Raw genomic sequence first — 13,745 nt, 5'->3', positions numbered from 1 at the left:
TCATGGCATGCGGAGCGTCGCCATGGCTCCAGGCGCATCCGGTGGAACGCTGGTGGGGGAGCTGGCGTCATCCACGTTCTGCGTCCGCATCTCCTGCACGATGGCGTTCATCTGAGCGCGCGATAGCGTTGTGTAATGACCATCATTGTATACCCGCCTGCCGATGTGCATTCCGCGGCGGACCATCACTGCCAGGGAGGGCCAGAGGGTGGTCAGTCGCCGTACCGCGGTCTCGAGGAGCGTCTCCAGCCAGGCCGCGATGCTGCGGCAGAGCGTCGTTGCCCTGGCGATCACGGCCACACGTCGCTCTCCAGCGAGATGGGCCGACACCAGAAGCGAGCATGACGTCGTCTTCTCGTCGAGGTCTGCACCGCCGGAGAGCCGGAACCCTGACAGGTCATTGGCGAGTCGGCTGCTAAAGTCGAGCAGCTCGGCGACGTCGTGAAGAGCGCGACGCATGTCGTCCGTGACGGCATCCATTGGCAGTTGCAAGGCTGCGGTTCGGAAGAGCAAGCCTGCGGCCATCGAGTTTCGCGTCTCCACGAGACGCAGGAGCACACGCAGTTCGTCCGCCGCCGGGTGGGCCGCTGCCTCTTTCGTGAGTAGCGATTCAAGGAGCCACTGGATCCGGTCCCCGATCGCGGCAGGTGACGACGCGATGTAGCGATCCGTGAAGAGCTTCATGCCAGCCTGCCGCGTCCCGGCCTGCGTCGAGCGTTGCAAGCGTGAGCTGTCGGAGATGCTTGGCAGGTGTTCTCGGTGGCAGGCCGTGTACATGGACCGGACTGCTTCAATCCAATCCTTGACGAGTGCTGCATCGCTCGCTCCGTGACGCATCCAGACGAGGCCGCGCCATTGCGATGCGATGGCCTGTAGTGCCTGGGCATCTCGGGTTGCAGGGGGCTGCGCGTCGATGTCGCCCGATGCCGCGACGGTGAGGAGAAACTTCGCGGACGTTCCGATGCGCCTCGTCCTGGATTGCGGTGTCTCGCCCGGGAACGTCACATCGAAGACCTCGTAATCGCCAGCGGCTACGAGCAGCATGTATCGCATCATGAGTTCTCGGAGCGGCTCGTGGTCGTTCATGTCATCCGGGGGAATGTAGAAGGCGGTCAGCGCGTAGTTCGTCGCCGCGCGTTGCCACGCGCTCGCTGCAGACATCAACCCCGCCCGAGTCGCCCACTGGAGCGCCCGTGTGGCGAACGCCTCGGCGGCGAGCGCCTCGGTGGCGAATGCCTCGCCGTCGAAACCTGGCTGGTGCTCGCCCATCAGCGGAATGACGGGAGAGATTGTGCTCTCTTCCGAGACGCCCTCCCGCTCGGCCCCTTGAAGGGCCACATAGGTCGAAGCAAACTCGAGCGCCTGATGGATCCCCTGGACAATGCCCTGAGCGTCGGGCGTGCAAGCGTGCACGTTCGCGTATCCCGGCGACAGGCTCTCCATGAGGACGAAGAAAGGTGGTGTCTGGCCTGGTGCAATGATCGCGTCGTAGCCACCGCCATGCTTTTCGCCAGTGCCCACAATGCGTAGCTCATGCTGAGGATGGTCGGGCAGACGATACGATGTCGGTGCCGGGCTGGGCATGCGGGGGCAAGTGGCCCCGAGCATCCGCGAGATCTCGCCCTCATCTACACACGATGGAATCGTGACGCACGTCGACTTTCTCGGAGCATTCTGCCGAAGGGCCAGGACCAAGCCCTGCAGCGTGCGCGGGTGATGACCTCGGGCGAGCTTGCCGTGCATCCTCAGTCGAGCGTCGTCGAGAATTCGATCGAGGTCCTGCGGCGCGACCTCGGGCCAGAGTTTGCTCGTCGCATAGGCGAGGCAGCCGGCGTGGCTTCGAAGCCCGCTCAGTCGCAAAACCCCCTCACATTCCATACCCGTACGGAGAATGAGATCGACGCTCCGCTCGATGGCGAGCTCCTCGGAGTATCCAGCGGCGATCGACAGGTCCAGCGTCGGACGGGCTTGGTGACACGTGGCGTCGGCGGCTCTCCGCATGGCCTCCGCGAGCGCCGTGCAAGACCCACCCTTCGCATATAGCGGCCGCAGGTCGTCGACGATGGTCATGCGAATCCCGTCGCGGATCAGAGCGCTATCGCGTTCGATCCGGGCGCGCAGCGCCACGAATTGTGCAGTGAGTTCGTCGAAGAAGGAAGCTCCTCGCTTGTGAATGTTGTCCTTGCTGAGGACGCACGCGACCATTTCGGTAACGTCGCCACGGCGTGCAAGGTGCGTGGCGATCTCCACGACGCGATGGGCGCCACGACCATAGCCCTGACGATGGGGGCTCGCGCGTCGATTGCCATCGGCCAAGATCAAGACGCTGGTGCGCCTCCGGGAACCGGTCAGAAGCTCTGGTAGAACAAGGATTTTGAAGGGCTGATTCGAGTTCATGGGTCACCTTCTTTGGCGTGGGGTTTTCGGTGGCGACGAGGGCGAGGAGCCGCGAGGCGCTCTCCTGGGCGCAATGCGGCAGCGACGCGGGCGCCTTCTGTGGCGCTACTGCTTTGCGCCTGGTCATCCCTCTGGCCGTCGGGTGTAGTGTTCACCGACGGGTCGCTCGGCGTCGCGCCAAGAAACTGCCACCGTCGAGCCTTGCAACTGTCTGAATTTACTCGTAGTATTGGCAGAGTGACGTCGCCGACGCTCCGGTTCGACCTCTCGGATGCGATGACGCCTTCCATTGGCTTGCCAGATGCGCAGGTGTTCATCCGCCCCGGCGTCCTCGCCAGCCCGTCATCGCGGCTCCATGCCGCGACGCTCGGTCTTGATGTGGGACATCTGCAGTCCGAGAATTGTCATCGATTTCTCGCCGCTCTAGCGGTCCATCGGATGCAGGGGAGAGCGACCGTGACGCTCGCCGATCTCGCTGACGTCGGTTTTTCAGGAAGACCCATTCCTTCGATTGGCAATGAGGTGTCGCGGTTCTTGTCTGCGCTTCCCAGCGGGGAGCCCGGGTGCGGAGTATGGTGGGGGCAAGAGGGGCTTCTCGTGCAGGTAGCGCGGCAGCACAACGGCGCGGCGAGGGTTTCTCGAGGCCCATATCGCTTGAACCCGCGATACGCAGTCGACGTGGACCCTGTGGCCTTACGCCGCTATGTGTTGCTCGGCCGGCATCGATCTCCGCGCCTGGAGACACCCGAGGCGGTCGCATCGGCGACCGATGTCTGTCGTGTGGTGAGCCGCCACGTGGAGCGCGGAGAGGAGGAGTGTGCAGCGGACTTGCTCGTGGTCGCTCTGAGTTCCCCTGCGCTTCGGCTCGAGCTGGATGAGCGCATCGCGCTGCTGTCGAAGCTCGCGGCCATGGAGATTCAACTAGGGCAGTTCGAGGCGGCCAGCGGGCATGCGGTCATGCTGGAGCGCTTGGGGGGGCAACATGTGCTTCCTGTCGCACAAATGGAGGGACTGCACATCCAGGCGATCGCCGCGAGGCAGCGGTATGATTTCGATCGTGCGATCGCTCTCGACAAGCGGGCGATGGCTTGTCTTGTGGCCCTCAAGTTTCCTGCCTCGTGCGCATGGTATCGCTGGGCTTTGCCAAGAGATCTGGCCATTTCCTATTCGTTGCTTGTGCAGAGCCGCGAGCGTGGTCGCCTCGTCGAGCGGGGCAAGGCCGACGCACTCTGGTCGCGTGCGACGCGGCTGTTTCGGGAGAGTCTGCGTTTGGCCGAGCAGGCAGGGGTAAACTCCGAGGTCACGCATTGCGTGATGCGTCTCGCGTGTCACCGGCTGGCTCAGCACCGTCGAACTCCCATCGAGGAGAGGGAGGTCACGGCTGGCGCCGACAGGGTAAAGGAGTTCACTGTCCCGATGTCATTCATCTGGAGGCGCGTGAACGCCGCCGAGAAGCTACTCCGCTCCAGTCGCGCCCAACGAGATTCGGCGGTCGAGGCGTTCGCTCGCTGTGCACGTGAGAGCCTCGAACATGGCTACATGCATCAGTTCCGACTGGTCGAGTCTACCTTTCGCGCGGCATCCATGGAACTACGTGACGTCGTCCGTGGCATGGCGACCGACGGTGAAGGCTGATGGGGCAGGCTATCGAGGCGCTTGCGCGATGCGTTCGATCTGCACCAGGTTGCTGCCGCGATAGGCATCCCATCCGTGATTGGATTGACCGATCCAGAACGTTTTTTTTTCTCCCACGCTCCAGGCGCCATCGTACGAGTTCACATCGAGGTCGATGATCTGGAGAGTCCGACCCTCCACGATGGAGATCGCATTCTTGATGACGTTGTGAGGCTTGGCTGTGCATGTCGGGCCCTCGCCCACGTAGAGCCGAAGCGTTCCCGAGGTGGTCCAGGGGGCCTGGTCTTCTTGATGGATGTGGAAACGAAGGATGCCGCTCTCGGGGGTCGGCATGTGGGCAGAAGCATGCAACTGGCCGCTGTCGTCCGCCGCGCATCCTGGACCCGCGCGGCTGCGGACGACGGTGTAGGGATTGGGCCAATCGTCGAACTCGTGGCTGGTGGACTGGAGAAGTGAGAGGATGCCATAGAGCGCGAGGACGTCTATCGCTCGTCGGGCGAGCCATGAGGTCGCTCGGGAGAGCTGTCGGGGGGGCCGCTGTGGGGCCGCGCGCGAGCGCCGCCGCTCTCGCATCTCTTGCAGGCGCGAGGAGGGAGAGTTTGCGTCCGTCGGCACCTCGGGGCACTGCGCAGAGAGTTCTTCCAGGATACCTGCGAGCGTCTCGAGCAGGTCAGCGTGCGTCGCTCGTCCGATCGTCGGGCATGGCAGCTTGACGCGACCTCCTGAGTCGATGCGGACGTCATCGAGCCGAAGGGACGGCGTGCAAAGTCCAGCTGCGCGTGCATCGTGCAGCGCTGTGGCGATCTCAGCGGCGTACGCGAGCACCTGCCGCGGCGAAAGCGTGCGGGATCGGAGCCGCTCTCCGAGGGACTTGCCCTCGATGTTTTCCATGACGATGAAGGCGAATCCTTCCACGTCGAGGACATCGAGTCGCCTAGCAAAGCTCGTGGTTTTCAGCGATCGCAGCCGGGTCGTCTGCTCGTCGAGTTCTTCGCTTCGGTTGCCGGTGGAAGAGAATGCCCGGTCGTGCATCCAGGTGACGACGACCGTGACATCGAGCTGCTCGTGTCGGCCGAGGTACGTGGATGAGGCGGCATTCGTATCGATTACCGAGATGAGGATGTACGAGCCGACGCGTCGGCCAACCCAGCACTCGACAGGTTCGATGGGGCTCATCTCGGCACCCTTTCTCTGAGCCTCCTCGGGCCTAGCCGCGCGGATTCATACGTCGGGATCGACAGCGCAGAACGTCGAGGGGCCGCTCGTCCAGCGGTGGGGCGAGCGACGACGCTGCGTCATGGCGCTGGACCCGACATGCCTCTCGATGTCCTGCAGTCGAACGCCCTTCGAGCGGACCGGCACGGTGAATCCGGACTTCTTGGACCATGCGATGCCTCTTCGTCATCCTATCCTCAGGTGCAGGCCCGTCACAACGCATCAGCGTCTCGACGGCTGGATCTACACGTCGGGAGGGCCCAGCCACGCCGCCTTCTGTCCGGCGGCCTCTGCGGGAGCATGCGCGACCGCCTCTCGGCAGGCGACATCGCCGGTGGGATGCAGATCTTCAGATAGATCTACACGCGGGGTAAGAGCGTCGACGCGCTCTTGCCGATGGCGTCGGCGCACAAGGCGCTGCTGTAGCCCGAGGCGTCCCGTCGCCTGCCGGTCATCGTCCACGCTCGAGGACGAAGCAGAGGGGCGCTCGATGAGCGAGGCCTGTGGCGCGCAGGCACCGCGTCAGCGGGTCTCGCCGAGCTGCTTCAGGCGCTCCTCCAGCAGGACCTTGCGCTCGGGTGACGAGATCTTGGGGAGCACCTTCTGGAGCGCTTCGATCTGAGCGAGCCGTAGCGCGTCGTCGGCGGGGACCGCCAGGTCCGGCTTCACGCCGATCCGCTCCCAGTTGGTCCTGGAGACGGGGTTGATCGCACGTCCGGTCGGAATGAAGGCGGCGAGGTGCTCGCTGAGGCGGAGCACTTCGCCAGGGTTGGCCCCGCCGCCGGTCGTCTCTCCCACGAGGGTGGCGCGCTTCAGCTGCTGGAGATCGTAGGCGAACTCTTCGGCGCCGGAGAACGTGCGCCGGCTGATCAGGACGTAGATTGGCCGGTCGAGGTAGCGGCGGCCGGGGATGGCGGCGCTGGTCCAGTACTGGCGTGTCGCGTTCTTCGGGCGGTCATAGATGTCGTTGAGGTGCACCGGCTCGGGGAAGAAGTAGCTGCACAGCGTCGCCACGAGGTCGGGATCGCCGCCCGGGTTGTGGCGAACGTCGATGATCAGGGCGTCCGTGTCGGCGAGCAGCTCCATGGCCGCGGCGGCGGCCCTGGCGCCGCGTGCCGGGAACGAGAAGCTCGTCAGCGCGATGTACCCGATGTTGCCCGGGAGTCGCTCCACGCGCTCGAAGCCGCCGTTGAGGTAGCGCCCCTCGGCTTCGTGGAGGGCGCGCTCCGCGGCCGAGGGCTCTCCGCGCAGCTCGTCCTCCTGGATGCCCTCGGCCCGGTAGAGGACGCGGAAGTGGAGGTCGTTCAGCACCTGGTCGAGGTCGGCGGTCACCGTGTCGGCGAAGGCGTGCCCCGTCGCGAGGGGGTCGTAGGCGCGGCGGTTGCGCTTCGTGCGCAGGGTGGCGGTGGCCTTCCGCGCGAGGTCGGGGAAGACGTACTTCGCCTGGAGCGCGTCCGTCAGCCGGTCGAGGGCCTGAGTGCGCTCGGCTTCGGTGAGCGGGCCGTCCGGTGGCCTGCGCCGAGCCGGTGGCGCGCCGGGCTGCGCAGGGGAAGAGGGGGCACCCGGTGCCGGCGAGGGCAGGGGGCACTCGGTGGTCGTCCGTGGTGCCTGCGGGGGGGCACTGGAGGGGGGTGGCGCGTCCGGGCGGGGGGCCAGCGCAGGAGGGGCGCCTGCGACCGAGGGGGGCGCTGCAGGCGGCGCCAGAGGGCCCGTCGCGCAGGCGGTCAGCGCCGCGACGGAGAAGAGACCTGCCATGAGACCCGAACGCACCATGTCTTCGTTTCCTCCTCGGTCGTGGTCCTGTCGTTGCGCGAGGCCGCCTTCCAGGAGAGACGGCTCGTGACGCGGCGCGCGGGCGGCTTCCAGGAGAGCCGACCCGCCTTGCTGGGTCGTTTCCGCAGGTTCCCGATGTGAAGCGCAGAAGAGCGGGTCGTCGTCAGCCAGCCAGGTGGGGGGCCAAGGCCGAGGGCGAGCCCTCCGGCTGGAGGTTCAAGGGGCTGGCGCGACCGGGTGGACTTCACGGATCCACAGGTAGGGGCCGCCGAGGCGTGCGATGAAGCGCGAGGGCTCGACGCGGAAGGCGGTGAGCATCACGGGGCGCCCGACGAGCTGCTGCATCTGATCGTCCCCGAGAGGACTGCGCGCCACGAGGAAGGGTTGGTCCTGGGTGTCGACGAACCGGAGGACCTTCATGCCCGCGAGCTTGGAACCCTCTGGAAGGGTGTGGCGCTCGAAGCGCCCTTCGATGCGCTGTTCCCCGTGGATCTCGACGTAGTGTGCATCCTTCACCCCCGCGCCGAGGGTCATCTTCTCCGTCGAGAGATGCGGGAACGCGAGGGACTGATCGGAGGGCTCGTAGGGGGTGCCCTCGACGCGCATCCGGACCCCGTGCAGATCGTGGAACGGTGACTTGCCGTACTGGCTGATCACCCACGAGCTGCCGTCCCCGAGGTGCAGCAGGACGCCGAGGAACTGCTTCCGGTTCTCGTGGGGAGCCTCCTGAGGAGGCGCGTACACCGTACCCTCGAGGCGCATGATCGTCCGGCCGTCGCGGGTCTCCATCGACGGGGGTTCCGGGGGCGGGAGGGGAGCCGAGGCCGAGGAGGTGTCCACGGGGAAGCTCGCGGGCGCGACGGGCTCGCTGCAGGCCCCGAGGTGCAGCGCGAGGAGGAGGGCGAGCCCACGCAAGGACGAGCGCATCACGGCAGGCTATCAAGGGCGTGAGGGGCAGAGGGAGGAAGGCTGGATGCGCGCTGGTCAGGAGTCGCCGTCCGGTGAAATGAGCATCGGCTGGATCCCGGCATCCCACTCCGCTGGCAGGCGTTCCGGCGCCTCGGGACCACCGCTACCCTCACGCGATGCGATCGTCCCTGTCGTGCTGTCTCGCAGCTCTCCTGAGTCTGTGCGCTCTCGTCGCCTGCGGGGATGACGCCGATCCAGCGCCTGGTGGGCCTGGCGGTGGAGGAGAGGGACCGGGAGGGGGGACTGGAGCGGCCGGGGGGACAGCGGGCGCGGGTGGCGTGGGGGGCTCCGGTCCGGAGGAGGAAGCCGACATCCTGGACCAGCTCCGGGGCATCGAGGGGATGAGCGTGGAGGAGCAGTCGTCCACGATCGATGGCTACCGCTACTTCGTGATGACGTTCGAGCAGCCTGCCGATCACGCCGATCCGGCCGGGGTCCGCTTCCAGCAGCGCCTGGTGCTGCACCACCGCGACGCCTCCGCGCCGTTCGTGCTCGGGACCAGCGGCTACGGGATCAGCACGACGCAGCAGCGCGCCACCGAGCTTTCGGCACTGCTCGGCGCGAACCAGGTCCGGGTGGAGCACCGCTTCTTCGGGCCCTCCCGGCCCGAGCCCGCCGACTGGTCGTGGCTCACCATCGAGCAGTCCTCCGCGGATCTCCACCGCATCGTCGAGGTGCTGCGGCCCCTTTACGAGGGGCCCTGGATCTCCACCGGCGAGAGCAAGGGCGGCATGACGGCCGTCTACCATCGCCGGTTCTACCCGGACGACGTGCAAGCCACCGTCGCCTATGTCGCCCCGCAGAGCTACGGCATCTCCGATCCGCGCTACCCCGCCTTCCTCGCCGAGCGTGGTGATCCGGCGTGCAGACAGGCGTTGCTCGACTTCCAGCGCGAGATCCTCCTGCGTCGCCCGGCCATGCTCGCGCTCGCGTCCGAGCAAGCGACGGCGCAGGGCCTCACGTACGGCGTCGTCGGGATGGAGCAGGCGCTGGAGTCGGCCGCGCTCGAGTTCATCTTCACCTTCTGGCAGACCTACGGAAACGCCGCGTGCGCGTTCATCCCGACCGCTGCGGCCAGCGACACCGATGTGTGGGATTTCCTCGGCATCGTGGCGGGGCCTTCGTTCTGGTCCGACAACGTGATGAGCTTCTACGAGCCTTATTACTGGCAGGCGGCGGTGCAGCTCGGGTACCCCGCCCATGCCGAGGCGAACGTGGCCGACCTGCTCGTCTATCCCGGCTTCGACGTGGCGGCGTCGTACGTGGCGCCTGGAAAGACGCCGGTCTTCGATCCGGACGCGATGCTCGACATCGCCGATTGGCTCGCCACCGAGGGGGAGCGGATGCTGTTCATCTACGGCGAAGACGACGCCTACACCGCCGCCGCGTTCGATCTGGGTGGGGCCCAGGACTCGTACCTGCTGGTCGAGCCCGGAGGCACCCACGGGGCGACGCTTTCCACACTGACCCCCAGCGATCGGCAGGTGGCCTTCGCCGCGCTGGAGGCGTGGACGGGGGTCGCTCCGAGCCCGCCGAGTCAGTCCCTGATGGCGCCTCGTGCGAGCCGGTGGATCCACGGCGATCGCTGGTTGCCCTGACGAGCGCTTCTGGCGGTGCGCGTGGCGCGTGGTCCGGGAGGGGCGGTCGTCGCCTGGCGGTGATGTCGTCGCGCGGCGTGTCGGTTCAGTCTTGCCATGTCCCGTTGATCATCTCGCAGATCTCGACGAGCTGATCCTTCGATTTGGGATGGCTGCGGTGGAAGACCATGGTCCCTCGCTCGCCGCGCGTCTCGAAGGTGCACGCGCCGATGGAGTCCTTGCGCCAGCACTCGGCTGGTGCAGGGTGGAACGTGCCGCCCCGCCGCGTACAGTCGGCGCCCCAGGCGGGGTCGTCGGTGTCATTCTCGATGCAATCGCTTTGGCTGGATCGTACGCAGACGCTCTTCTCCCGCGCAGGCGGCGGGGTCAGCGGCGTCGCTTTCGCCTCCTTGAGGGTGCAGCGGTCGGGGTCCGGGAGAGCCTTCGTGCCGAAGTGAAACTCGAAGGCGGTGAGCTCACGGTTCGAGCCCAGGGTATAGGCGCACCAGAGCGCGCGGTCGCGGTTGTAGCAGCCGCGCGCGCCATCCGGCTGGGCGGGCGAGTACACGAGGGTCCCGTGTTTTTCTTTGCAGTGGGCCTCGGTCAGGGCGAGCGCGTCGTCTCCTTCGAAGAGGTAGTCGATGCACATGGCCGGCAGGGGCACCTGGCAGGTGGCGTGGACGTGGGCCGGGGCGAAGCTCGTCCCGGTCGCCTGAAGGACGCCCAAGGGGAGGCCGTCATGGAGCGGAGCGGCGGACGACGACGCGGGATCACTGACCTGGTCTCGGGTGGCGCGATGGGCCGCGGCAGTGTCCTCGGAGGCTCGAGGAGAGGTGGCGCAGGCGGCCGCCTGCAGGGCCAGCAGCGAGAGGGTCAGGAGGGCGGGGTGGTTGCGGGGTCGTGTCGTGGTCACTGCGGAGTCCTGTCACGCTGCTGGAGCGGTTGGGCCATGAAGGCCACGGAGCCTGCATGGACCCCCTTTCGTGATCAACCCCTGGAAAGGTGAACTGCATGAACGGCCGGACCGTGACCGCTGCGGAGGCTGCTCTCCGAGCGGCGGGCCGTCACTCACGGGGCGGGAGGCGTGGTGGCGCAAACGCAGGCCGGAGGCGGCGGGGAAGCGGGAGAAGGCGCCCGACGATGCGAGCGGTCGCCACGATGCACCTACCCATGGAGACGTCACTGCCACCCATGGAGACGTCACTGCCACAACCAGAGGCACTGCTGCTACCCATAGCGACATGAAATGGACCGTGAAGAAGCATTGGTGAATGCTGCGTCTTTCGTGGGTAGAACCGGGCTGCAGCGAAGTACGTGTCTCCCCTGGAACGTGCTGATGGCGAATTCGCTCGACGAATTCATCCGCGCGGTCAATCTTCTCGCCCGGACGACCCCGGGACCGCCAGGCGGCACGGATCCATCCGGGAGGGGAGCCGTCGACATGCGACGGCCAGGGTCGTCACCGCCAGGCGGCACGGATCCATCCGGGAGGGGAGCCGTCGACATGCGACGGCCAGGGTCGTCTCGCTCGCAGGTCGGCCGCGGGCACTGGGCAACGAGAGCGCCACGGGGTGGCATTGCAGACTGGGAGGCTTCGATGCAGTCGAGCATGACGGATCTCACGGCGAACGAACTGCGTGACATTCACGCGCTGGGGCGCACGATTTCACATCATGTCGAGAGGAGCTGGCAGGCATTGCTCGATGGGGAGCGTGAGCGGCTGGTGCATGTCTACGAGCGCGCGGGTGACATGGCCTATGGGGCCTATCTCAGCCTGCTGTTCCGGCCGGTGCATCAGGCGCTGATGAAGGCAGGGCTGCGGGCGAGGCCGAGGCTCCCGGGAGAGTTCGACATCTCAAGGGAGTGGGGCAACGAGGACGAGAGCGACCAGCAACGGTGGATGTGGAGCACCATCCGCCCGCTGAACGGGGAGCCTCTGGGGACCATCGTGACCGTCACCTTCCACGATCACACCCGGTTCCGGCTGCCGCGGCAGCCGCAGATGCTCTCGCTGGACGAGGTGGGCAAGGAGGCCGTGGTGGCAGCCCTTTCACGGCGCTCCGATGCGTTCGGCAAAGCGCTGGAGTTCACCCTCGAATACGAGGCGTACCTGAAGCGCGAAGCGGAGGCGGGGCGAGAGGGGTAGCGTTCCGGGGCGGCGCGCACGAAGCGGAGGCGAGGAAGGGGCGCGGTCCAGGCGAGGACGGCGTCCCCCGGACGCGAGGGTCACCTCTCCGGCGAGGCCACGCAGCGGAAGCCGACCCCTGGGTCGTGGGTCCCGACGGGCAACGGAGCGCTGGAGAGGAGCGTCGCGCCTCGGTCCTTCCCGGCGCCAAAATGACCGCCGCGGATCATCCGGAGGGTGTCCGCCCCTGCCTTGGTCGAGGTCCACTCGGCGACATTGCCCGCGAAGCCGAGAATGCGATGAGGCGTGCTGTCCCCCTTGGGGAGCCCCGCGACACACGTGGATCCCTGCCGGTCGCTGCCCGACCAGCAGGGCTGCTGGGACGGCGGGTCGTCACCCCAGGGAAAGAGGGTGCGGGCGTGGCCGCCGCGAGCGATCCAGAGCCACTCGTCCGCGGTGGGGAGCCGTTTGCGCTCGGACTTGCAGTACACGGTGGCCTGGCCCCAGCTCACACAGTTGATGGGGTGGTCGCGCCGGTCGACCCCCACGTAGGTTGCGACGGCGTTCTTGCAGACGAGGCCTTCGGTGGAGCAGTCGCCACGGCTCGCGCAGCGTCCGTAAGCGCCGGCGGTCACCTCGGTGATATCGACGCAGAGGTCGGGGATCATGACGTCGTCGTTGGCATCGAGGGCGAGTGGCCCCCCCTGAACGTAGGCCATTCCGGAGGGGCATTCGGGGGAGCGAGGCGGAGGCGGGCCCGCGGTCGAGGGGCCACCGCCAGAGACGCAGCCGAGTTCACGGTCGAGCCGCTGACCCACCGGGCAGGTGGTGGCCGTGCTGGCGACGCAACGATCCCCTTGGCGGGAAGAACCTTCGGGACACTCGTCCAGCTTGGCCTGGGCCGGAGCCGGGGAAGGCTGTCCGCGGAAGTCGTCCGCGTCGTCTTCCTCCTCCTCGCGCACGCACGAGAGGGTGCCATTCTCCGTACAGACGTAGGTGTAGATCTGGTTGCAGGCCGACACCTGGAATACGGAGCCGCCCTGGGGATGGATTTCGATGCGGTCCCGAGGGCAGCCGAGATCCTGGATGACGCGCGCTTCGACGGCGTAGATCTCGCGGATGCAGCCGAGGGCCGGGAGGGCAAGGAGGACAGGTGCGATCCAGGCGTGGCGCGAGATGTCCATGGCTTACCTTGTTAGCGGTTTTCTTCTGCGGCGTGTATGCCTCGGCCCGGTCACGACGCTCTGACGGAGGTCGCCGCGAGGGGCTTCCGAGCGCTGAACGGCGCAGCTCTGGGGCGCGCGGCCCAGGGAACAGAGGGGGGCGATACTGGGTTGGGCCCTGGGAGGTGCAAGGAGCGTGGCGAGGCGAGCTGGAGGTTCGATGCGGTACGGAGGCTCGTTTCTCGCGCTGAGTGGCTCTCTGGCCGTGCTGGGAGGAGCGAGCGGCGGAAGTGGGCTCTTGCTGCTGTGGCCAGCGTTGAGCTTCGTGGTCGTCGGTGCTGCGTACGTGGCCCGTCGGCCCGGGCTTCTGGGCAAGCGGACCGATGGCACGGTGGCGTGGTGGGCGATGGTCTTGCTCGGGCCTTACTTCCTGCTGGCCCGAGGTGTCTGGCGAGCGCTGCGGCTCGGAGGCAAGCCATGCGCGGATGAGGTGAGCCCGGCGCTGTGGGTTGGGCGGCGGCCCTTCGCGTGGGAGCTGCCGGAAGGGGTGCGGGTGATCGTGGATCTGACGGCCGAGTTCCCGGCCGACGGGGCGGTGGGCCGCCACCCGGGATACCACTGTGTGCCCACGCTCGATGGGACGGCGCCCGAGGGAGAGGTGCTCGTCGCGCTCGTGGAGCGCCTGCGCGGGGAAGAAGGGGTGTACCTGCACTGTGCGGCTGGCCATGGCCGTTCGGCGACCGTGGCGGCAGCGCTGCTGCTCTCGCGGGGGCTGGCGACCACGGTGGACGAAGCGGAGGCGCAGCTCCGGCGACGTCGGCCGGGCATCCGGCTGAACGCGGCGCAGCGGCGGGTGCTGGAGGAGGTCGTCGCGCGAGGGCGGGCGTGAAC

At 67.2% G+C, this 13,745-nt stretch carries 10 protein-coding genes; 4 read left to right on the top strand and 6 right to left on the bottom strand.

Annotated features, from left to right (window positions below; translation table 11 throughout):
• A complete protein-coding gene (locus CMC5_RS26690; RefSeq protein ID WP_156338884.1) occupies nucleotides 1–2,397 on the bottom strand; it encodes an undecaprenyl diphosphate synthase family protein in 2,397 nt (798 codons plus the stop codon).
• Between the two features lie 237 nt (nucleotides 2,398–2,634).
• Between CMC5_RS26690 and CMC5_RS44965 the strand changes: the two genes are divergently transcribed.
• Nucleotides 2,635–4,032, top strand: coding sequence for a hypothetical protein (locus CMC5_RS44965; protein WP_156338883.1), 1,398 nt, complete (start codon nucleotides 2,635–2,637; stop codon nucleotides 4,030–4,032).
• Nucleotides 4,033–4,041: 9 nt separating this feature from the next.
• On the opposite strand, the gene CMC5_RS26680 is transcribed toward CMC5_RS44965, so the two are convergent.
• From CMC5_RS26680 to CMC5_RS26670, 3 genes are all read right to left on the bottom strand, one after another.
• On the bottom strand, nucleotides 4,042–5,208 hold the full coding sequence (locus CMC5_RS26680) for a serine/threonine-protein kinase (RefSeq protein WP_050433063.1): 1,167 nt from the start codon (nucleotides 5,206–5,208) through the stop codon (nucleotides 4,042–4,044).
• A 561-nt stretch (nucleotides 5,209–5,769) separates the two neighbouring features.
• The gene (locus CMC5_RS48660) at nucleotides 5,770–7,020 is read right to left on the bottom strand and encodes a S41 family peptidase (RefSeq protein WP_050433062.1); all 1,251 of its coding nucleotides are present in this window, start codon (nucleotides 7,018–7,020) and stop codon (nucleotides 5,770–5,772) included.
• Nucleotides 7,021–7,236: 216 nt separating this feature from the next.
• Nucleotides 7,237–7,947: a hypothetical protein gene (locus tag CMC5_RS26670; RefSeq protein WP_050433061.1), complete on the bottom strand. Its 711-nt coding sequence runs from the start codon at nucleotides 7,945–7,947 to the stop codon at nucleotides 7,237–7,239.
• Between the two features lie 158 nt (nucleotides 7,948–8,105).
• Between CMC5_RS26670 and CMC5_RS26665 the strand changes: the two genes are divergently transcribed.
• Nucleotides 8,106–9,587 (top strand): S28 family serine protease, encoded by a 1,482-nt coding sequence (locus CMC5_RS26665; protein WP_082362825.1) that lies wholly within the window; start codon nucleotides 8,106–8,108, stop codon nucleotides 9,585–9,587.
• A gap of 85 nt (nucleotides 9,588–9,672) precedes the next feature.
• Here CMC5_RS26665 and CMC5_RS26660 read toward each other — a convergent pair whose 3' ends face one another.
• Nucleotides 9,673–10,479, bottom strand: coding sequence for a hypothetical protein (locus CMC5_RS26660; RefSeq protein WP_050433059.1), 807 nt, complete (start codon nucleotides 10,477–10,479; stop codon nucleotides 9,673–9,675).
• A gap of 696 nt (nucleotides 10,480–11,175) precedes the next feature.
• Here CMC5_RS26660 and CMC5_RS26655 point away from each other — a divergent pair.
• Nucleotides 11,176–11,712: a DUF6022 family protein gene (locus CMC5_RS26655; protein ID WP_156338882.1), complete on the top strand. Its 537-nt coding sequence runs from the start codon at nucleotides 11,176–11,178 to the stop codon at nucleotides 11,710–11,712.
• 80 nt (nucleotides 11,713–11,792) lie between these two features.
• On the opposite strand, the gene CMC5_RS26650 is transcribed toward CMC5_RS26655, so the two are convergent.
• On the bottom strand, nucleotides 11,793–12,875 hold the full coding sequence (locus CMC5_RS26650; RefSeq protein ID WP_050433057.1) for a formylglycine-generating enzyme family protein: 1,083 nt from the start codon (nucleotides 12,873–12,875) through the stop codon (nucleotides 11,793–11,795).
• A gap of 199 nt (nucleotides 12,876–13,074) precedes the next feature.
• Between CMC5_RS26650 and CMC5_RS26645 the strand changes: the two genes are divergently transcribed.
• Nucleotides 13,075–13,743, top strand: a complete 669-nt coding sequence (locus CMC5_RS26645; RefSeq protein ID WP_050433056.1) for a dual specificity protein phosphatase family protein — start codon at nucleotides 13,075–13,077, stop codon at nucleotides 13,741–13,743.
• Nucleotides 13,744–13,745 lie beyond the last annotated feature (2 nt).

Origin of the sequence: Chondromyces crocatus (genome assembly GCF_001189295.1) — a bacterium.
Taxonomy (GTDB): domain Bacteria; phylum Myxococcota_A; class Polyangia; order Polyangiales; family Polyangiaceae; genus Chondromyces; species Chondromyces crocatus.
Note: the sequence above shows the minus strand (reverse complement) of the source record. Positions and strands in the feature narration are given on the sequence as shown.

Coding starts and splice junctions, on each gene's coding strand:
- CMC5_RS26690 (WP_156338884.1), bottom strand. CDS start 2,397: ATGAACTCGAATCAGCCCTTCAAAATCCTTGTTCTACCAGAGCTTCTG.
- CMC5_RS26680 (WP_050433063.1), bottom strand. CDS start 5,208: ATGAGCCCCATCGAACCTGTCGAGTGCTGGGTTGGCCGACGCGTCGGC.
- CMC5_RS48660 (WP_050433062.1), bottom strand. CDS start 7,020: ATGGTGCGTTCGGGTCTCATGGCAGGTCTCTTCTCCGTCGCGGCGCTG.
- CMC5_RS26670 (WP_050433061.1), bottom strand. CDS start 7,947: ATGCGCTCGTCCTTGCGTGGGCTCGCCCTCCTCCTCGCGCTGCACCTC.
- CMC5_RS26665 (WP_082362825.1), top strand. CDS start 8,106: ATGCGATCGTCCCTGTCGTGCTGTCTCGCAGCTCTCCTGAGTCTGTGC.
- CMC5_RS26655 (WP_156338882.1), top strand. CDS start 11,176: ATGACGGATCTCACGGCGAACGAACTGCGTGACATTCACGCGCTGGGG.
- CMC5_RS26650 (WP_050433057.1), bottom strand. CDS start 12,875: ATGGACATCTCGCGCCACGCCTGGATCGCACCTGTCCTCCTTGCCCTC.
- CMC5_RS26645 (WP_050433056.1), top strand. CDS start 13,075: ATGCGGTACGGAGGCTCGTTTCTCGCGCTGAGTGGCTCTCTGGCCGTG.